The organism is Streptomyces sp. B21-083, from assembly GCF_036898825.1.
GTDB lineage: Bacteria > Actinomycetota > Actinomycetes > Streptomycetales > Streptomycetaceae > Streptomyces.
The window spans coordinates 1,781,297-1,801,084 of sequence record NZ_JARUND010000002.1; the positions used below are offsets into that span (position 1 = coordinate 1,781,297).

Sequence of the window (19,788 nt, forward strand, 5' to 3'; positions counted from 1 at the left end):
GGGGGTGAGGTGTTCGAACGCGCCCGTGGGGCCTCGTCGGCGTTACAGCAGGTACGCCGGGGTGCTCACGGGCAGCATAAATCGGAACTCGGCGCCGCCGCCTGGGGCGCGGCCGACCGTGATGGAGCCGCCGTGGGCCTCGACGATGCCCTTGACGATGTACAGCCCGAGGCCGGTGCCGCCGCGCTTGCTGCCCCGCCAGAAGCGGGTGAAGACGCGGTTCATGGACTCCTCCGGGATGCCGGGCCCCTCGTCGCTCACCGTGACCGACGTGGCCGTGTTCTGGTCGGCGTCCCCCTCACGCGGGGAGAGCCCGGCCGTGACGTCGATAGTGACGGTTCCCTCGCCGTGGCGCACGGCATTTTCCAGCAGGTTGCTGAGCACCTGGTCGACCTTGTCGGGGTCCGCCCAGAGCGCGGGCAGGGGCTGCTCTATCCGGAGCAGGAACCGGTCGGCGGGCTGCCCGGCCGCGACGTACGCCTGGATGTGCCGTCCGACGGCGGCGCCCATGTCGACGGGCTGGCGACGCACTTCGAGGCGTCCTGAGTCGATGCGCGAGATGTCGAGCAGTTCGGCGATGAGCCGGGTGACGCGGTTGGCGTCGGCGTCGACGGTCGACAGCATCAGTTTCTTCTGGTCGTCGGTGAACCGTTCCCACTTCGCGAGGAGGGTCGCGGTGAAGCCCTTGACGGAGGTGAGCGGCGAGCGCAGCTCGTGGGCGACGATGGCGATCAGTTCGGCGTGGTTGCGCTCGGAGCGGCGGCGGGCCTCGGTGTCACGCAGGGAGACGACGACCCGGCGGATGGGTCCGGTGGGGTGCGTACGGAGATAGCGCGCCGAGACGAGCACCTCGCGCCCGCCGGGCAGCAGCAGGTTCCGCTCGGGCTGGCCGTTCCTGATCGCGAGTCCGCCGTAGGGGTCGGTCAGCTGCCACCAGCGGCGCCCCTCCAGGTCCTCTAACGGAAGGGCCCCGTCGAGCCGGAGGCCCAGGGCGTCGGCGGCGGGGACGGCGGTGATGCGCTGGGCGGCGGCGTTGAAGCAGATCACCCGGCCGTGCTCGTCGGCGACGACGAGTCCGTCGGGCAGGTCGTCGGGGTCGATGCCCAGCTCGGCGCCGAATCCGGCCTGGAATCCGGCTCCGGGCCCGGCGAGATCACCGTGCGGGGAGGCGGCTTCGCTCCGCAATTCCCATGCCCCCAGTGTTCCGCTCGTGCCGACAGTCATCCCCGTACCCCACCTCTCGGACAGGCGCAGTGGGCCCCCGAGCCCGTCACCCTACTAGCTCTCGGTGACGGAGCGGCACCCTCCGGAGGCGCGCTGCGCACGGGCGGACGCGTAGAGACATACGGCGGCGGCGGTCGCCAGGTTCAGGCTTTCCGCCTTTCCGTGGATGGGAACGCGTACGACGGAGTCGGTCAGTGCGCGCGTCTCCTCCGGGAGCCCCCACGCCTCGTTCCCGAACACCCAGGCGGTGGGCCCGCCCATGGTCCCCTTGTCCAGCTCGTCATCGAGGTCGTCCGTGCCCGCGCCGTCGGCGGCGAGGATCCGTACGCCGATGTCCCTGAGCCCGGCCACGGCCTCTTCCACGGGGACACCGACGGCCACCGGCAGATGGAACAGAGAGCCCACGGAGGCCCGTACTGCCTTCGGGTTGTACAGGTCGACGGAGGCGTCGGTGAGCACGACGGCGTCCGCGCCCGCGGCGTCCGCGCACCGCAGCACGGTGCCGGCGTTCCCTGGGTCACGCACGTTCGCGAGGACGGCGACGAGCCGGGGCCGCGCCCTGAGGATGGCCTCGAACGGGGCGTCGAGGAACCGGCAGATCCCGACGAGGCCCTGCGGGGTGACGGTGGTGGAGATGTCGGCGATGACGTCCTCGTCGGCGAGGTGCACCCGGGCACCGGCGTCGTGCGCCTCCCCGATGATGTCGGCGTACCGCGCCGCGGCGTCGACGGTGGCGAACAGCTCGACCAGGGTGTCCACGTGCCCGGCCGCCTCCCGCACGGCCTGCGGCCCCTCGGCGAGGAACAGTCGCTCCTTGCCCCGGAAGTTCCGCCGGGCGAGTCGGCGCGCGGCGGAGACGCGGGCGGAGCGCGGGGAGATCAACTCGGGGGTGGCAGGCATGGGTCACCTTTTCGAGGGTTCGGTGCGTTGTCGGGTGCGGGTCCGGTGGGGCTTCTCGCGCAGTTCCCCGCGCCCCTGAAAAGCATGGGCTGCGCCCCGTGCTTTTCGGCCCGCAGGGCCCGTGTCTTGTTCTTCAGGGGCGCGGGGAACTGCGCGACCAGCCCCCACCGGGCCCGCACCCGACAACGCACCCAAAAACGCCCGGACCCGCAGGCGGCAACCACCTGCGGGTCCGGTCACATCACACGCGGCTCAAGGCCAGCGCCAGCGTCACGCCGCCTTCGGCGCGTTGACGTCCGACGGCAGAGCCTTCTGCGCGACCTCGACGAGCGCGGCGAACGCGGTGGCGTCGTTGACGGCGAGCTCGGCAAGGATCTTGCGGTCGACCTCGATGTTCGCCGCGTTCAGACCCTGGATGAAGCGGTTGTAGGTGATGCCGTTGGCACGGGCAGCGGCGTTGATGCGCTGGATCCACAGCCGACGGAAGTCGCCCTTGCGCTTCTTGCGGTCGTTGTAGTTGTAGACCAGGGAGTGGGTGACCTGCTCCTTGGCCTTGCGGTACAGGCGCGAACGCTGACCGCGGTAACCCTTGGCGGCCTCGAGGATCGCCCGGCGCTTCTTGTGGGCGTTTACTGCCCGCTTGACGCGTGCCACTTTTAACTCCTTGCAGCGGGGCCGTGGTTGTCGTCACACAGCCCGATTTCGATGGGGTCCCGGTCTTCAGACGTACTTACGGCGCACAGGCGCCGGTACGTCACTTGCCGAGAAGCTTCTTGATCTTCTTGGCGTCGCCCGGGGCCATCTCGGCGGTGCCGGTGAGGCGGCGCGTCACGCGGGACGACTTGTGCTCGAGCAGGTGGCGCTTGCCGGCACGCTCGCGCAGCACCTTGCCGGAGCCGGTGATCTTGAAGCGCTTGCTGGCACCGCTGTGCGACTTGTTCTTCGGCATAGCGCCGTTCTCTCCTCGTCAGTGGCGTTCCGGTGCCCGGTCGTGAAACCGGGCACGGTGGAACGTCATGTGTATGGGTTGGCATCCCAGGGCGTGAGCCCCGGGATCAGACCTCGGCGGATGCCGAGGCCGGAGCCTCGGTGGTCTCGACCTCGGCCTCAGCGACGTCCACGTCTCCGTCGTCACCGTCGTCGACGAGGTCACCGTCGTCGACGAAGTCCTCGTCGAGCTGGTCGGCTTCCGCGGCGTTCTGCGACTTGCCCGGGTTGGCCTTCGCTTCCGCCTTGCGGACCGCCTGGGCCTCGCGGGCCTCGGCCATCGCCTCGGTCTTCTTCTTGTGCGGACCGAGAACCATGATCATGTTTCGGCCGTCCTGCTTCGGGTTCGACTCGATGAACCCGAGGTCCTCGACGTCCGAGGCGAGCCGCTGCAGCAGTCGGTAGCCCAGCTCGGGCCGGGACTGCTCGCGACCACGGAACATGATCGTGATCTTGACCTTGTCGCCCTGCTTGAGGAACCGGACGACGTGACCCTTTTTGGTGTCGTAGTCGTGCGGGTCGATCTTCGGCCGGAGCTTCATTTCCTTGATGACCGTGTGCGCCTGGTTCTTGCGCGCCTCACGGGCCTTCATGGCCGACTCGTACTTGAACTTCCCGTAGTCCATGAGCTTGCAGACCGGCGGGCGCGCGCTCGCCGCCACCTCGACCAGGTCGAGGTCGTACTCCTGCGCAAGCTCCAGGGCCTTGGCAAGCGGAACAATCCCGACCTGCTCGCCGCTGGGACCGACAAGTCGCACTTCGGGAACGCGAATCCGGTCGTTGATGCGGGGCTCGGTGCTGATGGATCCTCCTCGGTAGCACCACACGACGGTCTTGCGGACCGTCGCGTATGTCTCTGATGACAATGGGACCAACTACCGGGGCACGCAAAAAATGCCCCGACGGGACACAGGCGGGGCTCCAAAGGCATACCGGAGCACCGCCGCGGTCAACCGCGGGGCGCACATCGGGCGACTCCATCGTCCGTACGGAACGATGGTGGCCGCCTGACCGGGTGACCCGCCGTCCGTGAGGGCGGTCGGGTGGGAGATCGGAGCCTCCACTTGTGGGCCGGGCACGCAAGTGTCCAGCCGGTCGTGACAAAAGGTTAGCACCAAGTGGGAGGTGGTGCTAACCGCCGGGTAGCGGGCTCCCGCACAAAGGGGCCGGATCCCCTGGGCCTATCGTGTGGGTCATGAGTGAGACCCCTCCCCAGAGTGCCGAGAACGCTTCCCAGGGTGCCGACTTCGACGCCATGACCCGCGACATCGCCGAGGTCCCGGCGGTCGAGGTGATCGTGACGGTCGCCGTGAACCTGATGAGCGCCGCCGCCGTCAAGCTCGGTCTGACCGACGAGGGCGACAAGTACAAGGACCTGGACGAGGCCCGCAAGCTGGTGCACGCCCTCGCCGGCCTGCTCGACGCGAGCACGACGGAGATCAGCTCCTTCCACGCGGCCCCGCTGCGCGACGGCCTGAAGTCGCTCCAGCTGGCGTTCCGCGAGGCGTCCCTCGTCCCGGACGAGCGGGGCCAGGGCCCCGGCGAGAAGTACACGGGCCCGGTCTACGGCTAGATCGCGGATCGGGCACGGACCGGGAGCGGTCAGTCGCCCATGAACCACAGGTAGCTGCCCGGCGTCCCGGCGCACGCCGCCAGAAGCTCGGCGAGATCGAGCAGTGCCGCCCTCTGCCGCTCGTCAGTACAGGGCTGCGCCAGAGCGACGGCCTCCTGACGGGCGACTTCGGCTTCCTGCTCGTTGAACAGGGTGTCGCCGTAGGGATCCACCCAGCCGAGCTTGCCCGAGCCGTGTCGGTCGAGCGCGCTCAGCGCCCTCGCCAGCGCTTCACCGTGCTCGTAGGAACCTCTCAGCCGGGTCTCCGGGGACGACCTCTTGTGTGAGGGGCGCCCCGAGTGAAGCTCCAGTTCGATTCCCATGCCCTGTCCTCAGGGACGCACGTAGAGGGGCTCGCCCGGGGGCGTGGCTCCGGCCGGCAGAAGTGCCAGGTCGAGGCCGCGCACCAGGCGGGCCCTCAGTGTCTCGTCGGCGGCGAGGCGCCCGGCGACCGCCCGGGCGGCGTCGGCCGGGGGTGCCGCCGGATCCAGTACGAGTGCGAGGGTGCCGTCGGCCTGTCCCGGGCCCAGATGGGCGCGGACCACGGCGGGCTCGGCGGCCACGGCGGCCCGTACGGCGTCGACCACGGCGGGATCGGCGAGCGGATCAGCCGTCGTACGCCCCTCGGCCAGCGCGAGCAGCGCGGAGCCGCTCAGCTCGTAGGGCACGGGCCCGGCCAGGTCGAGAACGATCGTGTCCGCCTTCTCGTGCGCGGCGGCCTGGATGGCCTGGTGCAGGGGCACGGCGACGGGGCGGGCGGCCGGGTCCCAGCGCGCCAGCGAGTCGGTGGACGTGAAGGCCGGCAGGGCCGTCCGGCCGCCGGCCTTGAGGGTCGGTACGGCCATGTCGCTCGTCTTCTCGTGGCGCAGCCCGTTCTCGTCCTCCTCGACCTCCCCGAGCACGGCGACGACGGGGACGAGCAGCCGGGCCCCTTTGAGGGCCGCCAGCACCGGTCCGACGGCGGTACGGTCCTCGGCCCAGGCCGCCAGTGCGGCGCTCAGCCGGGGGTCGGCACCGCCGTCGTCGTCGGGGAAGCCGGAGTCGGGAATGTTCTTGTTCGCCACGGTGACCGACCCTATCGGGGGATCGCTCCTGGGCCTTCGCCGCCCCGGAAACCTGCCGTTCACGGGTTTCACAAAATCCTCAGTCATCGCTGACACGCATCTAACATTCGCCTAATCCGACGCACAGTCACGGCCACCAGCATCACGGCATGGCCTCTGAGAGAGCTCCCCGGCGTCGGTCGCTCGTCTACGTCGTCCTCGCCTCCGCTGTCGTCATGGGCGCGACGGGCGCGGGCACCGCGTATGTGAAGGCGCAGGCTCACGCGGACGTGGGCCGCGTATCGTCGTCGGCGGCAGCGCCCGTGCGGACCGAAGCGAGCGAGGAGGCGTCGGTGGAACCCGTCGCGGATCCCACGGTGGAACCGGACACGCTGCTGGCCGAGGCGATGAGGCCGGTGACCGCGGCGGCCGAGGACGGGGCCGAGGTGTCCGTGGCCGTGCTCGACGTCCGGTCGGGCGACAGCGCCGCCTACGGGGACGGGACGTTCGACACGGCGAGCATCGTCAAGGTGGACATCCTGGCGACGCTGCTGCTCCGGGCGCAGGACGAGAACCGGAGCCTCACGGCGCAGGAGAAGACGTACGCCACCTCGATGATCGAGCTCAGCGACAACGCCTCGGCGTCCGCGCTGTGGACGGCGATCGGTGAGGCGGAGGGTCTCGCCGCCGCGAACAAGCGCTTCGGGCTGACGGACACCGAGGGTGGCGCCGGCATGCTGTGGGGGCTGACCCAGACCACCGCGGCCGATCAACTCGCCCTGCTCCAGCAGGTGTTCGCGGCGAACGGGGAGGCCTCACAGCTGAACGAGGCGTCCCGGACGTATCTGCGGGGTCTGATGGGCTCGATAGCCGAGGACCAGGACTGGGGAGTGTCGGCCGCGGCTGGCCCGAGTTCCGCCGGTCGCCGCTTCGCCCTGAAGAACGGGTGGTTGCCACGTACGGCGACCGGGCTGTGGGACATCAACAGCATCGGGCGGTTGACGACGGCGGACGGGCGGGAGTTCCTGGTCGCGGTGGTGTCGAACGGCAACACGACGAAGGCGAAGGGGGTTTCGCTGGTGGAGGCGGCGGCGCGGGCGGCGGTCTCGGTGTTCGACAGCACGGACGACACCGACACGAACATGGCTGCCGCTACGGCTACGGCTACGAGCACGAGCACCACTGCTGCCGATGCCACGAAGTCCGTTACCGCTGACGGGTCCTGACGGCCGGTCGGATCGCCGCCCGCCGCCCGGGCTCAGAAGCTGTCGTCGTAGGAGTCGTGGGCGGGGTGATCGACCGTTCTGCGGCGACCGCGCCACAGCGGGACCGCCGCGACGAGGAGCACGACACCGAGGCCGCCGGCGACGGCACCGGTCCAGTTGGAGCTGTCGTCCTCCACGGGCGCCGCGTCCGGGCCCGCACCGAAGTACTCCTTGCCGTACGCGGTCGACCTCAGACCTTCCGGCTTCAGCTTGGCTGCCGCCCTGAGGGCCGCCGCGGGGTCGATGAAGCCGAAGCCGCGGGAGTCGTCCCGGCCGCCGTTCGGCGCGTTGCGGGCCGTGTCCTCCAGGAGCTTCTTGATCTGGGCGGGGGTCAGTCCGGGGTGGGCGGACTTGATGAGGGCGACGGCGCCGGAGACGAACGCGGCGGCGGCGCTCGTGCCCCAGCCCTCGTAGTAGCGGTGGTCGGGGGCGGCGATGACGACGTCGACGCCCGGGGCGCTGACCGTGGCGTACCAGCGGCGGGTGGAGAAGGAGGCGCGGGTGCCGTACTTGTCCACGGCGGTCGCGGCGATGACGCCCGGGTAGGCGGCCGGGTAGGAGATGTGGTCGCCCTTCTCGCCCCCGTTGCCGGCCGAGGCGACGACGACGGCGCCCTTCTTCAGGGCGTACTGGACGGCCTCGTCCTCGGCGGGCTCGGGATGCGCGGACTTGGAGTCGTCGCCGAGGGAGAGGTTGATGACGTCGGCGCCCTGGTCGGCGGCCCAGCGGATGCCTTCGGCGAGGGCGTTGCCCCGGGTGTTGCGGGCCTTGCCGCGGGCCGAGTCGCCGTCTTCGAGGATCACCCGGATGGGCAGGATCTTGGCCTCGGGGGCGATGCCGAGGACTCCGTCGCCGTTGTCGTAGCCGTGGCCGTGACCGGCGATGATGCCGGCCATGGCGGTGCCGTGCTTGGCCCAGGACGCGTCGCCCTGGCTCGCTCCGAAGCCGACCATGTCCTTGCCTTCGAGGACGTTGCCGATGAGATCGGGGTGGTCGGCCTCGACGCCGGTGTCGAGCACGGCGACGGTGATGCCCTTGCCCTTGGTCGTCCGCCAGGCCTCCTGCGCGTGCATCGCGTCCAGGGCCCACTGCTGGGCGCGGATGCTGTCGGCGTACGCGGTGGTGGTGGGCAGGAAGGTGAGGGAACCGGCGATGAGGAGGACGAGGAGCCCGCTTCGGGCTGTGCGGGTGCGGGTCATGAGGGCAGTTTCGCGGCCGAGCCGACGGTCTTTCGCAGGGCCCGTTCGACGCGGTCGGCCAGGCCCTTCGCCTCATGGCCGAGGCCCGCCTGGGCGATGGCCGTGACGGCGCCGGACTCCATGGTTTCCTCGGCGGGCTGCGGGGCGTCGACGCCGCGGCCGTCGGCCCAGCCGGAGACGGCGTACGTGACGACGGGGGCGTCGGTGAGGACGGAGATGGTCCAGGAGGCGCGCTGGGCGTCCCCGAAGTCGTCGGCGACGGTGTTCTTCGCGGCGTACGGGCGGGGCATCAGGTCGGTACGGCGGTCGAGGTGCTCGTTGCTGAAACGGGTGCGCAGGGCGCGCATCGCGGTGGCGTCGGCCTTGGTGAAGAGCAGGCCGACGGTGGTGACGTAACTCTGGGTCTCGTCGGTGTAGGTGGCGCGCAGGAGACGCTGGCAGCCGACGGGGGCGAGGGCCTTGCGCAGCAGCGGGTCGAAGGCGTCGGCGCAGCCGGTGTCCGGGGCGACGGCGATCCGGATCCAGGTCCGGTCGGCGCCCCCGGGGCCGGCTCCGTCGCCCTCGACGGTGGGCGGGAAGAGCTGGTCCACGGGGACGCTGTGCCAGAGCGACCCGGCCGCGGTGAACGCGGTGCGTGCGCCGGCGTCCCCGGAATCGTCCCCGGTCAGCCAACTCCCGGTCAGCGCACCGCCGATGAGCCCGAGCCCGAGCACGGCACAGCCGACGGCGAGCAGCGCCCGCCCGCTGAAGGAACGGGGCCTCGTCTCCGCGCCGTACACGTCGGGTCGCGCGAGCGAGACGATGGGCCGCCTCGAACCGGCGGTCCCACTGTCGCCGTAGGGGGCACTCCAGGAGAGGGCGGGGTCGGGCATGCCGGACGCGGAGGGCACGTTCGCGGGTCGCGGAGGGCCGGAAGGCGCCGCGGGCATCTCCTCCCCGGCACCCGGCCACCTGCCGGACCCCTTCGGCGGGTCGGCGACGGGCGCCCGGTACGGCTGTCCGGCGGGGCCGTTCGACGGGCCGACCGTAGGCGGGTCCGCGCGGTACGGGCGGCCGACGGGCGCGTGCGCGGGTGCCGGAGGCGTCGCGGCGGTGCCTGGACGGGCGTTCGACGCCCGGGCCGGGCTGGGCCGGTACGGGCGGCCGACCGGGGCGTTCCCGCTACCGGGACGACCGCTCGGCGCGTGCGGAGGGTCGGTGACGGCCCGCTCCGCGAGATACGGGCGACCGACGGGGGCACTCGCGGGCCGCGAGGGATCGTTGGGCACCGGAGGCGTCCCGGCGGTACCCGGACGGGCATCCGGGGCCCCGGGCGGACTCGACCGGTAAGGGTGGCCCACGGAGGTGTTCCCGGTACCCGGGCGACCGACGGGGGCACTCGCGGGCCGCGAGGGATCGTTGGGCACCTGAGGCGTCCCGGCGGTACCCGGACGGACATCCGGGGCCCCGGGCGGACTCGACCGGAAAGGGCGGCCGACGGAGGTGTTCGCGGTACCCGGGCGGCCGGTGGGCGGATCGGCGAGGTACGGGCGACCGGCGGGGGCGTTCGCGGGGCGTGGAACGCCGGTGGGCGTCTGAGGTGTCTCGGCGGTGCCGGGACGGGTGTCCGGTGTTTGGGGCGGGGTTGGGAGGTACGGGCGGCCGATGGGGGCCAGGGGCTGGTCCGGGGTGCGGGGTGCGGTCCTGGGGGTGGCGGGGGGCACGTCGGAGGAGCGCGTCTGGGGTCCGGCGGTCGGTCTACGCGTCGGGGCGGGGGGCGCCTCGGTGGGGCGCGGAGGGGCGGCCGGCGGGGGCTTGCGGAGGCGCCTGGTGGTCTCGGGCTCGGTGTGGGCGAGGCCGGGCGGGCGCCAGGGCGCCACGGGCGGCTCGTGGGCCGGGCGCGGCGGCAGGTCGGGGCGGGGGCGCGGTGCCGTCGGGCCGCCGGCTGCCGGGGGCGCGTCGGGGAGGCGTCCCGAGGAGGGCGGCGGGGGCGGCGTTATGGGGTCGCCGGCTTCCCGGGAGGGCGCTCGAAGGTGCGGGAACCGGGGCGGGGCAGTGTCCTTCGAGGCGCTCGGCGTCGGCGCGGGGGCGGCCGGTGCGCCGGGGGGCGTCGAGGCCGGGGTCACGGGACCTGACGCCGTACCAGATGCATCGGACGTACGCCTTGACGTGCTCGCCCCGTCGCCGGTCGCGAGCGGCCCCCGGCCCGCGCTGCCGACGCTGCCCGCGCTGTCCGAGCCGTTCTCGCCGGCTCCAGGCGCACCTTGCGCATCTCGCGTATCTCCAGCCGTACCGTCCGTGACCGGCGGCTCGGTCGGCGTTGGCGCAGTGGCCGGGCGCGGAGGGATGGAGGCGCGCCGCGCTTCCGTGCTCATGCACCCCCCGTTTCCTCGTACCGGCGCAGGGCCGGCGGAGTCCGTGCGGCGCGGAACGCGGCCGTCCCGGGCACGCATACCCGCGCGGGCGTGCCGCCATCCGGGCGCGTACCTCCGCGCGCGGTGGCTCCTCCCTGCGTGAAGCGTCACTCTACGGGTTGACACCCCTCGAACGGGAACCAGTCCACGGCACCGGGGTTTCTGCCCGGGATCATCCCCCTGCCCTGCGGTAATCGTGTCCACCAGGGCTTACGCCCCCGCCGGGGCGCGGCGGGGGCGGAGACGCGGCGGTCGCCTACACGGGTGTGACGTAGGCGCCCGCGATGCCACCGTCGACCAGGAAGTCGGTGGCGTTGACGAACGACGAGTCGTCGCTGGCCAGGAAGGCGACGGCGGCGGCGATCTCGTCGGCCTCGGCGAACCGTCCGACGGGGATGTGGACGAGGCGGCGGGCGGCGCGCTCGGGGTCCTTGGCGAACAGTTCCTGGAGGAGCGGGGTGTTGACCGGCCCCGGGCAGAGGGCGTTGACGCGGATGCCCTCCCGGGCGAACTGCACGCCCAGTTCACGGGTCATGGCGAGGACGCCGCCCTTGGACGCGGTGTACGAGATCTGGGACGTGGCCGCGCCCATCCTCGCCACGAACGAGGCGGTGTTGATGATCGAGCCCTTGCCCTGGCGCCGCATGTAGGGGATCGCGGCCTTGCAGCACAGGAAGACGGAGGTCAGGTTGACCTCCTGGACGCGCTTCCAGGCCTCCAGGCCGGTGTCCAGGATGGAGTCGTCGTCGGGCGGCGAGATACCGGCGTTGTTGAACGCGATGTCGACGCTGCCGTACGTGTCGTACGCCGTCCTGAAGAGCGTCTCGACCTGTTCGGGGTCGGTGACGTCGACCTTGACGAAGATCCCGCCCACCTCGTCGGCGGCGGCCTTGCCGCGCGTCTCGTCGACGTCGCCGCAGACGACGTGGGCGCCCTCGGAGGCGAGCCTGCGCGCGGTGGCGAGGCCGATGCCGCTGCCGGCACCGGTGATGACGGCGGTACGGCCGACGAGGCGTCGGCAGACGGCGGCTTCGCCGGTGGCGGGCGGTGGCGTCGATTCGGTCACTGTGCGGGGCCTTCCGTGCTGATGAAGACGTTCTTCGTCTCGGTGAATGCGGTGAGGGCGTCCGGGCCGAGCTCGCGGCCGATCCCGGACTGCTTGAAGCCGCCGAAGGGGGTCGAGTAGCGCACACTGGAGTGCGAGTTGACGGACAGGTTCCCTGCCCGGACGGCCTGCGACACGCGCAGGGCGCGGCCCACGTCCCGGGTCCAGATGGAGCCGGAGAGGCCGTAGTCGGTGCCGTTGGCGAGCGCCACGGCGTCCGCCTCGTCGTCGAAGGGGAGGACGACGGCGACGGGCCCGAAGACCTCCTCGACGGCCACGCGCGCGTGTGGGTCGACGTCGGTGAGGACGGTGGGCGGGAACCAGAAGCCGGGGCCCGTGGGCGTCTCGCCCCGGATGCCGGCCAGGTCGTCGGTGACGTACGCGCGTACGCGGTCCAGTTGGGCCCTGGAGATCAGCGGGCCCATCTGGGTCTTCTCGTCCGCCGGGTCGCCGACGAGGACGGACTCGACGGCGGGGGCGAGGAGGCCGAGGAAGCGGTCGTACACGGAGCGCTGGACGAGGATGCGGGTGCGGGCGCAGCAGTCCTGGCCGGAGTTGTCGAGGAACGACATGGGCGCTGCCGCCGCGGCGGCCTCGATGTCCGCGTCGGCGAAGACGATGTTGGGGCTCTTGCCGCCGAGTTCGAGGGTGACGCGCTTGAGGAGCGCCGACCCCTTCGCCAGGACCTGCTTGCCCACGCCTGTCGACCCGGTGAACACGATCTTCGCGACGCCCGGGTGTTCCACGAGTGCGGTACCGGCGACGGGACCGTGGCCCGGCAGCACCTGGAAGAGACCTTCCGGCAGGCCTGCCTCCAGGGCCAGTTCGGCCAGGCGCAGGGCCGTCAGGGGGGTCGTCTCGGCGGGCTTGAGGATCACCGCGTTGCCCGCGGCGAGGGCGGGGGCCGTGCCCCAGGCTGCGATCGGCATCGGGAAGTTCCAGGGCGCGATGACGCCGACAACGCCGAGCGGTTCGAGGAGGGTGATGTCGAGGCCGCCGGCGACCGGGATCTGCCGTCCGGTCAGCCGCTCCACTCCCCCCGCCGCGTAGTCGAGCAGATCGCGGACGTTGCCCGCTTCCCAGCGTGCGTTGCCGATGACGTGCCCGGCCTCCCGCACCTCCAACTGGGCCAGTTCTTCGAGGTGTTCGTCGACGGCGACCGCGAAGCGGCGCAGCAGGCGGGCGCGGTCGGCGGGCGCGAGGGCGGCCCAGCGCGCCTGGGCGTGGTTGGCCCGTACGACGGCCGCGTCGACGTCCTCCCGGGTGGCGGCGGGGACGGTGGCGACGACGTCCTCGGTGGCGGGGTTGAGGACGCGAAGCTCACTCCCGTAGGCGAGTTCGCGCTCATGCTCGTACGACACGAAAGGACCTCTCACAGACGTTCGAAGGAGCGGCGAAGCTCCCAGTCGGTCACCGCGGCGTCGAAGGCGGCGAGTTCGACGCGTGCCATGTTGCGGTAGTGGGCGACCACCTCGTCACCGAAGGCGGCCTGGACGATGGGGCTGTTCTCCCACAGTTCGGCGGCCTCGCGCAGGGTGGTGGGGACGTGGGCGTAGTCGCCTGCGTAGGCGTTGCCCGCGCACACCTCGGGCAGCTCCAGCTTCTGCTCGATGCCGTACAGACCGGCGGCGATCAGCCCGGCGACGGCGAGGTACGGGTTGACGTCACCGCCGGGCAGCCGGTTCTCGAACCGCATGGAGCGGCCGTGGCCGACCACCCGCAGCGCGCAGGTGCGGTTGTCGTACCCCCAGGCGACGGCGGTCGGCGCGAACGAGCCGGGCTGGAACCTCTTGTACGAGTTGATGTTGGGCGCGTAGAGCAGCGAGAAGTCCCGGAGGGCGGCGAGCTGCCCGGCGAGGAAGTACCGCATCACCTCGGACATGCCACCGGGGTCGGCAGCGGTGCCGGCCATGACGTTCGTGCCGTCGGCGTCGGCCAGCGAGAGATGGATGTGGCAGGAGTTGCCCTCGCGTTCGTTGTACTTGGCCATGAAGGTGAGCGAGACGCCCTCCTGGCTGGCGATCTCCTTGGCGCCGGTCTTGTAGACGGCGTGCTGGTCGCAGGTGACGAGGGCGTCGTCGTATTTGAAGGCGATCTCGTGCTGGCCCGGATTGCACTCGCCCTTGGCGGACTCGACGATCAGTCCGGCGGCCGTCATCTCGTTGCGGATGCGACGCAGCAGGGGTTCGATACGGCCGGTGCCGAGGACCGAGTAGTCGATGTTGTACTGGTTGGCCGGGGTCAGTCCGCGGTAGTGGGCGTCCCAGGCCTGCTCGTAGGTGTCCTTGAAGACGATGAACTCGAGTTCGGTGCCGACCTTCGCGCTGAACCCGTGCTCGGCGAGCCGGTCCAGCTGGCGGCGGAGGATCTGGCGGGGCGCGGCGACGACCGGGGACCCGTCGTTCCAGGCGAGGTCGGCGACGAGGAACGCCGTACCCGCGTTCCAGGGCAGCCGACGGAGTGTGGAGAGGTCGGGACGCATGGCGAAGTCGCCGTACCCCCGCTCCCAGGAGGACATCTCGTAGCCGTCGACGGTGTTCATCTCGGTGTCGACGGCAAGGAGGTAGTTGCAGCCTTCGGTGCCGTGCTCCAGGACGTCGTCGAGGAAGAAACGGGCGGCGAACCGCTTGCCCTGGAGCCGCCCTTGCATGTCGGGGAAGGCCAGGACAACAGTGTCGATCTCTCCGCTCGCGACGAGGGCGTGCAGCTCCTCGATGCTGAGCGGGGGTGTGCGGTCTGCCACGGTAAAGCCTCCTTCGGCTTCTACGGTCAGCCGGAAGCCATAAGGTATTGCGGAGAACCATTGCTTGGGAAGGGGGCACGGCCAGATGTCGCTGGACGCGGAGGGCGGCTTGGAGGACCGGTTGACGCCGGTGCTGCGGCCCGTGCGGGCGGGCAACGGCTTCGAGGAGGCACTGGAACAGATTCTCCAGGTCGTACGACTGGGCCTGGTGCCGGGCGGCGAGCGGCTGCCGGCCGAGCGTGAACTCGCCGAGCGGCTCGGGATCAGCCGGGTGACGCTGCGCGAGGTGCTGAAGGTGCTCCAGGACCAGGGGCTCGTGGAGTCGCGGCGCGGCCGGTACGGCGGCACGTTCGTGCTGCCGCGCGGCGGGGCGGGCGAGGACGAGCTGCGGCGGCGGATCAGCGCGGTCGACATCGAGGACGTGCTCCGCTTCCGCGAGGTACTGGAGGTGGGCGCGGCGGGCCTGTGCGCTCAGCACGGGCTGTCGGCCGAGCAGGGGAGCCGGCTGCGGGAGTCGCTGGCGCGCACGCAGGACGCCCCGCTGCCGGACTACCGCCGCCTGGACACGCTGCTCCACCTCACCCTCTCCGAGCTGTGCGGCTCACCGACGCTGACCTCGCAGTACGCGGCGGTACGCGCGACGGTGAACGACCTGCTGGACTGCATCCCGCTACTGGTGCGCAACCTGGAGCACTCCCAGCGGCAGCACGCGGCACTGGTGGACGCGGTGCTCGACGGCGACGCGGACGGAGCCCGGGACATGATGCGGGAGCACTGCTCGGGGACGGCGGCGCTGCTGCGGGGCTTCTTGGCGTGAACCGGGTTGCCACCCGGGGCGAGAGTCGGCAATGGTACTGCGGTACGCCATTGGATGCTATTGGATGCCATCGGACGCCAGGAGAGCCTCGTGACCACCACCGGACGACGACCGCTCATCGGGGTCAGCACGTATCTGGACTCCAGCACGCACTGGGGGGCGTGGGAGCTGCCCGCGGCACTGCTGCCGGCCGGGTATCCGAGGCTCGTACAGCGGGCCGGGGGCATCGCCGCGATGCTCCCGCCGGACGACCCGGCACACGCCGCCGCGACGGTCGCGCGGGTCGACGGTGTCGTGATCGCGGGCGGCCCCGATGTCGATCCGGCCCGGTACGGCACCGAACGCGACCCCCGCACGGGCCCGCCCGCCGAGGCACGGGACGCCTGGGAACTCGCCCTGATCGAGGCGGCGTTGGCGTCGGGCACCCCGCTGCTGGGCATCTGCCGGGGCATGCAGCTGCTGAACATCGCCCTGGGGGGCACACTGGTCCAGCACATCGACGGCCACGCGGAGACACCGGGCGTCTTCGGCCACCACTCCGTGAAGCCGGTACCGGGGACGCGCTACGCGGAGGCGGTACCGGAGGAGACGTCGGTGCCGACGTTCCATCACCAGGCGGTGGACCGCCTGGGAAGCGGGCTGGTGCCCTCGGCGTACGCGGCGGACGGCACGGTGGAGGCGGTGGAACCGGGGGACGGCGGATCCGGCGCCGGGTGGGTGCTGGGGGTGCAGTGGCATCCGGAGATGGGGGAGGACGTGCGGGTGATGGAGGCATTGGTCCTTTCAGCCCGTCCGGCGTTTGAGGACAAGGCCCGTTCAGGGCCGTAGGGGGGTCTGGGGGCACAGCCCCCAGGGATGGGACGGGTAGGGGCGGCGGGGGCGAGAAAACCCGCCCTACCCCCGCGTCAACCCCAACAACTCCCGGGCCGGCCCTACGGGCCGATGCCCCGTCGGCCACACCGCCCGCAGCTCCCGATCCAGCCGCACCCCGGCCAACGGCACACACACCAGCCGCCGTGTCGACAGCTCCTCCCCCACCGCCAGCTCACTCAGCACCGCGGGCCCCGCCCCACCCACCGCCGAGGCCTTCACCGCGGTCGTCGACGACAGTTCGAGCAGCGGACGCGCCAGCCCGCCCAGCGCCGTGTCCAGCACCTGCCGTGTCCCCGACCCCTCCTCCCGGAGGATCAGCGGCGTCGCCGCCAGCTCCTGTGCCCCCACCGGCTTCCGCCGCCGCGCCCACGGGTGCCCCGGCGCTGTCACCACGATCAGCCGGTCCTTGGCGACGACCACCGAGTCCAGGCCGCTCGGTACTCCCGTCCCCTCCACGAAACCGAGGTCGGCCTCGTCCGACAGGACCCGTTCGGCCACTGCCGCCGAGTTGCCCGCCAGCAACGACACCGCCGTCTCGGGCCGCAGCGCGCGCAGCGCCAGCAGCCAGCCGGGAAGCAGGTACTCGGCGATCGTCATGCTGGCCGCGACCCGCAGCCGGGAGTCGCGTCGCGCCCGCAGGGCCTGCGCCCCGGCGTCGAACGCCTCCGCCGCCTCCACGACCCGCCGAGCCCAGTCGGTGACGAGCACACCGGCGTCCGTGAGCCGGGATCCACGCGGTGAGCGGTCCACGAGGGCCACGCCCAGCTGGCGTTCCATCGACCGGATGCGGCTGCTGGCTGCAGGCTGTGTGACGCCCAGTTCCTGCGCGGCCCGCCCGAGGCTCCCCAGCCGCGCCACGGCGAGCAGCAACTCCATCGCGCCGAGGTCCGGGACCCGCCGCGCGACTCCCGCCGACTGCGCGGCCCTGCCCTCCACATCACCCATAGATCCAGCTTATGTCCTCATTCACTCGAACCCCCTGGCGACCACCCACACCCCGCGCGACGGTAAGAACATGGCCATCGCAGCGCCCGCCCACCGCCGCCCGCTCCCCCAGTCCCAGCAACAACCCCAGCCCCAGCCCCAGCACCTGTCACCTCCCCTCGGCCGCCTCCGCCGGCTCGGACCCAACTGGTACGCCCCGGTCATGGGCACCGCCATCGTGGGCACCGCGGGCGCCGGCCTCCCCGGCGCGGACGGCGTCCCGGGGCTGCGTACCCTCTGCACGGTCGTCTGGGCCCTCTCCCTCGCCCTCCTGGCCACGCTTCTCTGCGCCCGCGCCCTGCACTGGGCCCACCACCGCGACCAGGCCCGCGCCCACCTCCTCGACCCGGCGACGGCCCCCTTCTACGGCTGCCTGGCCATGGCCCTGACGGCTGTCGGCGGAGGCGCCCTCGTCGTCGGCCGGGACTGGCTCGGTCTCCCGGCCGCCGTCGCCCTGGACGCGGTCCTGTTCACCGCCGGGACGGTCGTCGGACTCGTCGCCGCCGTCGCCGTCCCGTACCTCCTGGTCGTACGCGGCGGCACCCCCAGCCCCGTCTGGCTGCTCCCCGTCGTCGCGCCCATGGTGTCCGCGGCGCTCGGACCGCTCCTGGTCGCCCATCTCCCGCCCGGGCAGGGGCAGCGGACCCTCCTGTTCGCCTGCTTCGGCATGTTCGGGCTGAGCCTGCTCGCGACCCTGGTGATGCTGCTGGTCGTCTTCGGCCGACTCGTGACGACCGGTCCGCTCCCCCTCGTCCTCACCCCGACCCTGTTCCTGGTCCTGGGCCCGCTCGGGCAGTCCACCACCGCCGCCGGGAACTTCGCCGATCTCGCCCCCCATGTCCTGGGCGTTCCCCATGTCGCCGCCACGGCCGTCACCGTCCTCTACGGCGTTCCCGTCATGGGCTTCGCCCTGCTGTGGCTCGCCCTCGCCGGTGCGCTGGTGCTGCGCGCACGGCGCCGTGGCATGGGCTTCACGATGACGTGGTGGGCGTTCACCTTCCCGGTGGGCACCTGTGTGACCGGCGCGGAGAGTCTCGGTAGGCACACCGGGCTCGCCGCCTTCGGCGTCCTCGCCGTCGCCCTGTATGTCCTGCTCGTCGCCGCCTGGGCCGGCGCCGCCACCCGTACCGTCCGGGGGCTGGTCAGCGGTGAGCTGCTCGCAGGGCCTCGCCCAGCGCCCGTGGCGCCTCGGCCAGTGACGGCCCGTACCAGGTGAGGTGGCGACCGCTGACGAGCGCGCAGGGCAGCCCCTCGAACGCCTCGGGACCGTCCTCGGCCGTGAAGCGGTACGGCTCGTCCGGCAGCACGACCATCCCCGGCCGCGCGGTGGTCCGCAGTTCCTCGATCGGTACCCGCGGATAGCGTTCGGTGTGGGCCGCGTACGCGTTGTCGACCCCCAGCCGCGCCAGTACGTCACCCGCGAAGGTGTCCCGCCCGAGCACCATCCAGGGGCGCCGCCAGATCGGCACGACAGCAGTCGTACGGCTGTCCGCGGCGGTTCGCCACCATCGCTCCGGCGCCGACCACGCAATCTCGGCCTCGTCGAGCCACCGGGGTCGCGATCCGGCGCCGCACGCCCTCACCACCCGCTCCAGCTCCGCGAACGCCTGCGGCACGGTCCGCACCTCGGTGAGCAGCACCTCGATGCCCGCCGTGCGCAGGGCGGCGAGGTCCGGTTCGCGGTTCTCCTCCTCGTTGGCGACGACGAGGTCGGGCGCCAGCTCGACGATCCGCTGAACCTTCGGGTTCTTGGTACCGCCGATCCGGACGACGCCGGCGCCGAGATCGGCCGGATGGCTGCACCAGTCCGTGGCCCCGACCAGAACGCCGGGCACGGTGACCGCCACCGCCTCCGTCAGGGACGGCACCAGCGAGATCACCCTCATGATCACGTCACCCCAACTGCTGATCTCGCGTTACGAGTTGACGGCGAACGCCGGGCCGTGGAGCAGCCGGAAGGAACGGCCCACAGCTCAGCGCCGCCCGTCCTGCACCGCCTCGATGTGTTCGGCCACCGCCACCACGATCACCCGGGTGTCCGGCACGGTCGCCCGCCAGCGGTGCCGCACCCCGCCCGTCAGGTACAGCGTGTCGCCGCGGCCGAGCCGGTGGGCACGGCCCTCCGCCTCGACCTCGACGGCGCCGTCCGCGACGTACATCAACTCGTCGTTGCGGTGCTGGAACTCACGGCCGGCGTCGTGGTCGCCGGTGAACTCCATCGCGTGCAGTTGCTGGTGGCCACGGACCAGGGAGCGCAGGCGGGGCTCGTCGGGGGCGGGTTCGAGGGCGTCCGCGCGGACCACGTCGACGCTGCACGCCGGGTCGGCCGCCGCGAGGAGCTCGACCGCGGTGGTGCGCAGGGCGTCGGCGACCTTCTCCAGGGAGCTGCGGCTGGGCCGCGCCCGCTCGTTCTCGATCTGGCTCAGAAAGGGCACCGACAGACCGCTGCGTTCGGCCACGACGGCGAGGGTGAGCTCCAGCGCCCGGCGCCGCCGCCGGACGGCCGCGCCCACCCGCAGGGGCTGTTCTTTGTGGTCGCCCATAGCTCCGGCTCCCTCCTCGGCTCGTCGTCGCGCCCTGGTTGCGTACGTCCCATCACAGCGCATCGCGCCGTGTGTTCGGTGGCTGTTCGCCAGATCGTCC

The 19,788-nt window shown here is 72.0% G+C and carries 20 protein-coding genes; 5 read left to right on the plus strand and 15 right to left on the minus strand.

Annotation, left to right across the window (positions count from 1 at the left end; translation table 11 throughout):
- Nucleotides 1–42: 42 nt before the first annotated feature.
- The 5 genes from QA861_RS32100 to infC form a co-directional block, all read right to left on the minus strand.
- On the minus strand, nucleotides 43–1,224 hold the full coding sequence (locus QA861_RS32100) for a sensor histidine kinase (RefSeq protein ID WP_334592146.1): 1,182 nt from the start codon (nucleotides 1,222–1,224) through the stop codon (nucleotides 43–45).
- A 54-nt stretch (nucleotides 1,225–1,278) separates the two neighbouring features.
- Entirely contained in the window at nucleotides 1,279–2,124 is an 846-nt protein-coding gene (locus QA861_RS32105; protein ID WP_334592147.1) for a TrmH family RNA methyltransferase, read from the minus strand.
- A gap of 270 nt (nucleotides 2,125–2,394) precedes the next feature.
- Nucleotides 2,395–2,778 carry a 50S ribosomal protein L20 gene (gene rplT, locus QA861_RS32110; RefSeq protein WP_006374312.1) on the minus strand — a complete coding sequence of 128 codons (384 nt, stop codon included), beginning with the start codon at nucleotides 2,776–2,778 and terminating at the stop codon, nucleotides 2,395–2,397.
- A gap of 100 nt (nucleotides 2,779–2,878) precedes the next feature.
- Nucleotides 2,879–3,073, minus strand: coding sequence for a 50S ribosomal protein L35 (gene rpmI, locus QA861_RS32115; protein ID WP_073499621.1), 195 nt, complete (start codon nucleotides 3,071–3,073; stop codon nucleotides 2,879–2,881).
- Between the two features lie 106 nt (nucleotides 3,074–3,179).
- On the minus strand, nucleotides 3,180–3,938 hold the full coding sequence (gene infC / locus QA861_RS32120; RefSeq protein WP_334594918.1) for a translation initiation factor IF-3: 759 nt from the start codon (nucleotides 3,936–3,938) through the stop codon (nucleotides 3,180–3,182).
- Nucleotides 3,939–4,306: 368 nt separating this feature from the next.
- Here infC and QA861_RS32125 point away from each other — a divergent pair, with 368 nt between their 5' ends.
- Nucleotides 4,307–4,684: a DUF1844 domain-containing protein gene (locus QA861_RS32125; protein WP_334592149.1), complete on the plus strand. Its 378-nt coding sequence runs from the start codon at nucleotides 4,307–4,309 to the stop codon at nucleotides 4,682–4,684.
- A gap of 29 nt (nucleotides 4,685–4,713) precedes the next feature.
- Here QA861_RS32125 and QA861_RS32130 read toward each other — a convergent pair whose 3' ends face one another.
- Both QA861_RS32130 and QA861_RS32135 read right to left on the minus strand, forming a co-directional pair.
- On the minus strand, nucleotides 4,714–5,046 hold the full coding sequence (locus QA861_RS32130; protein WP_334592150.1) for a hypothetical protein: 333 nt from the start codon (nucleotides 5,044–5,046) through the stop codon (nucleotides 4,714–4,716).
- 9 nt (nucleotides 5,047–5,055) lie between these two features.
- Nucleotides 5,056–5,787, minus strand: coding sequence for an SseB family protein (locus tag QA861_RS32135; protein WP_334592151.1), 732 nt, complete (start codon nucleotides 5,785–5,787; stop codon nucleotides 5,056–5,058).
- Nucleotides 5,788–5,936: 149 nt separating this feature from the next.
- On the opposite strand from QA861_RS32135, the gene QA861_RS32140 reads away from it, so the two are divergent.
- A complete protein-coding gene (locus QA861_RS32140) occupies nucleotides 5,937–6,992 on the plus strand; it encodes a serine hydrolase (RefSeq protein ID WP_334592152.1) in 1,056 nt (351 codons plus the stop codon).
- Nucleotides 6,993–7,024: 32 nt separating this feature from the next.
- Here QA861_RS32140 and mycP read toward each other — a convergent pair whose 3' ends face one another.
- The 5 genes from mycP to QA861_RS32165 all read right to left on the minus strand — a co-directional run bounded on the left by mycP (nucleotide 7,025) and on the right by QA861_RS32165 (nucleotide 14,471).
- Nucleotides 7,025–8,230, minus strand: a complete 1,206-nt coding sequence (gene mycP / locus QA861_RS32145) for a type VII secretion-associated serine protease mycosin (RefSeq protein WP_334592153.1) — start codon at nucleotides 8,228–8,230, stop codon at nucleotides 7,025–7,027.
- Nucleotides 8,227–9,498 (minus strand): hypothetical protein, encoded by a 1,272-nt coding sequence (locus QA861_RS32150; RefSeq protein ID WP_334592154.1) that lies wholly within the window; start codon nucleotides 9,496–9,498, stop codon nucleotides 8,227–8,229. Before QA861_RS32150 ends, mycP begins: the two co-directional genes overlap by 4 nt.
- A gap of 1,381 nt (nucleotides 9,499–10,879) precedes the next feature.
- Nucleotides 10,880–11,689, minus strand: coding sequence for a 3-oxoacyl-ACP reductase (locus QA861_RS32155; RefSeq protein ID WP_334592155.1), 810 nt, complete (start codon nucleotides 11,687–11,689; stop codon nucleotides 10,880–10,882).
- Nucleotides 11,686–13,089: an aldehyde dehydrogenase family protein gene (locus QA861_RS32160; protein ID WP_334592156.1), complete on the minus strand. Its 1,404-nt coding sequence runs from the start codon at nucleotides 13,087–13,089 to the stop codon at nucleotides 11,686–11,688. The genes QA861_RS32155 and QA861_RS32160 overlap by 4 nt, the downstream gene beginning before the upstream one ends.
- An 11-nt stretch (nucleotides 13,090–13,100) precedes the next feature.
- Nucleotides 13,101–14,471: a glutamine synthetase family protein gene (locus tag QA861_RS32165; RefSeq protein ID WP_334592157.1), complete on the minus strand. Its 1,371-nt coding sequence runs from the start codon at nucleotides 14,469–14,471 to the stop codon at nucleotides 13,101–13,103.
- An 85-nt stretch (nucleotides 14,472–14,556) separates the two neighbouring features.
- Between QA861_RS32165 and QA861_RS32170 the strand changes: the two genes are divergently transcribed.
- Complete coding sequence (locus QA861_RS32170; protein WP_334592158.1) at nucleotides 14,557–15,288, plus strand: FadR/GntR family transcriptional regulator; 732 nt, start codon at nucleotides 14,557–14,559, stop codon at nucleotides 15,286–15,288.
- 54 nt (nucleotides 15,289–15,342) lie between these two features.
- Nucleotides 15,343–16,116, plus strand: a complete 774-nt coding sequence (locus QA861_RS32175) for a gamma-glutamyl-gamma-aminobutyrate hydrolase family protein (protein WP_334592159.1) — start codon at nucleotides 15,343–15,345, stop codon at nucleotides 16,114–16,116.
- A 66-nt stretch (nucleotides 16,117–16,182) separates the two neighbouring features.
- On the opposite strand, the gene QA861_RS32180 is transcribed toward QA861_RS32175, so the two are convergent.
- Nucleotides 16,183–17,106 carry a LysR family transcriptional regulator gene (locus QA861_RS32180; protein ID WP_334592161.1) on the minus strand — a complete coding sequence of 308 codons (924 nt, stop codon included), beginning with the start codon at nucleotides 17,104–17,106 and terminating at the stop codon, nucleotides 16,183–16,185.
- Between the two features lie 70 nt (nucleotides 17,107–17,176).
- Here QA861_RS32180 and QA861_RS32185 point away from each other — a divergent pair, with 70 nt between their 5' ends.
- On the plus strand, nucleotides 17,177–18,361 hold the full coding sequence (locus tag QA861_RS32185; RefSeq protein ID WP_443041610.1) for a TDT family transporter: 1,185 nt from the start codon (nucleotides 17,177–17,179) through the stop codon (nucleotides 18,359–18,361).
- On the opposite strand, the gene QA861_RS32190 is transcribed toward QA861_RS32185, so the two are convergent.
- Together QA861_RS32190 and QA861_RS32195 are read right to left on the minus strand one after the other, a co-directional pair.
- Nucleotides 18,288–19,031 (minus strand): helical backbone metal receptor, encoded by a 744-nt coding sequence (locus QA861_RS32190; protein ID WP_334592162.1) that lies wholly within the window; start codon nucleotides 19,029–19,031, stop codon nucleotides 18,288–18,290. The genes QA861_RS32185 and QA861_RS32190 overlap by 74 nt on opposite strands.
- 87 nt (nucleotides 19,032–19,118) lie before the next feature.
- Nucleotides 19,119–19,688: a helix-turn-helix domain-containing protein gene (locus tag QA861_RS32195; protein ID WP_334592163.1), complete on the minus strand. Its 570-nt coding sequence runs from the start codon at nucleotides 19,686–19,688 to the stop codon at nucleotides 19,119–19,121.
- Nucleotides 19,689–19,788 lie beyond the last annotated feature (100 nt).

What these genes read in the sequence shown, in the direction of transcription:
- QA861_RS32175 (WP_334592159.1), top strand. Translation starts at nt 15,343, where the DNA reads ATGCTATTGGATGCCATCGGACGCCAGGAGAGCCTCGTGACCACCACC.
- QA861_RS32100 (WP_334592146.1), bottom strand. Translation starts at nt 1,224, where the DNA reads ATGACTGTCGGCACGAGCGGAACACTGGGGGCATGGGAATTGCGGAGC.
- QA861_RS32190 (WP_334592162.1), bottom strand. Translation starts at nt 19,031, where the DNA reads ATGAGGGTGATCTCGCTGGTGCCGTCCCTGACGGAGGCGGTGGCGGTC.
- QA861_RS32195 (WP_334592163.1), bottom strand. Translation starts at nt 19,688, where the DNA reads ATGGGCGACCACAAAGAACAGCCCCTGCGGGTGGGCGCGGCCGTCCGG.
- QA861_RS32185 (WP_443041610.1), top strand. Translation starts at nt 17,177, where the DNA reads ATGGCCATCGCAGCGCCCGCCCACCGCCGCCCGCTCCCCCAGTCCCAG.
- QA861_RS32140 (WP_334592152.1), top strand. Translation starts at nt 5,937, where the DNA reads ATGGCCTCTGAGAGAGCTCCCCGGCGTCGGTCGCTCGTCTACGTCGTC.
- QA861_RS32180 (WP_334592161.1), bottom strand. Translation starts at nt 17,106, where the DNA reads ATGGGTGATGTGGAGGGCAGGGCCGCGCAGTCGGCGGGAGTCGCGCGG.
- QA861_RS32105 (WP_334592147.1), bottom strand. Translation starts at nt 2,124, where the DNA reads ATGCCTGCCACCCCCGAGTTGATCTCCCCGCGCTCCGCCCGCGTCTCC.
- QA861_RS32125 (WP_334592149.1), top strand. Translation starts at nt 4,307, where the DNA reads ATGAGTGAGACCCCTCCCCAGAGTGCCGAGAACGCTTCCCAGGGTGCC.
- mycP (WP_334592153.1), bottom strand. Translation starts at nt 8,230, where the DNA reads ATGACCCGCACCCGCACAGCCCGAAGCGGGCTCCTCGTCCTCCTCATC.
- QA861_RS32170 (WP_334592158.1), top strand. Translation starts at nt 14,557, where the DNA reads ATGTCGCTGGACGCGGAGGGCGGCTTGGAGGACCGGTTGACGCCGGTG.
- QA861_RS32130 (WP_334592150.1), bottom strand. Translation starts at nt 5,046, where the DNA reads ATGGGAATCGAACTGGAGCTTCACTCGGGGCGCCCCTCACACAAGAGG.
- rpmI (WP_073499621.1), bottom strand. Translation starts at nt 3,073, where the DNA reads ATGCCGAAGAACAAGTCGCACAGCGGTGCCAGCAAGCGCTTCAAGATC.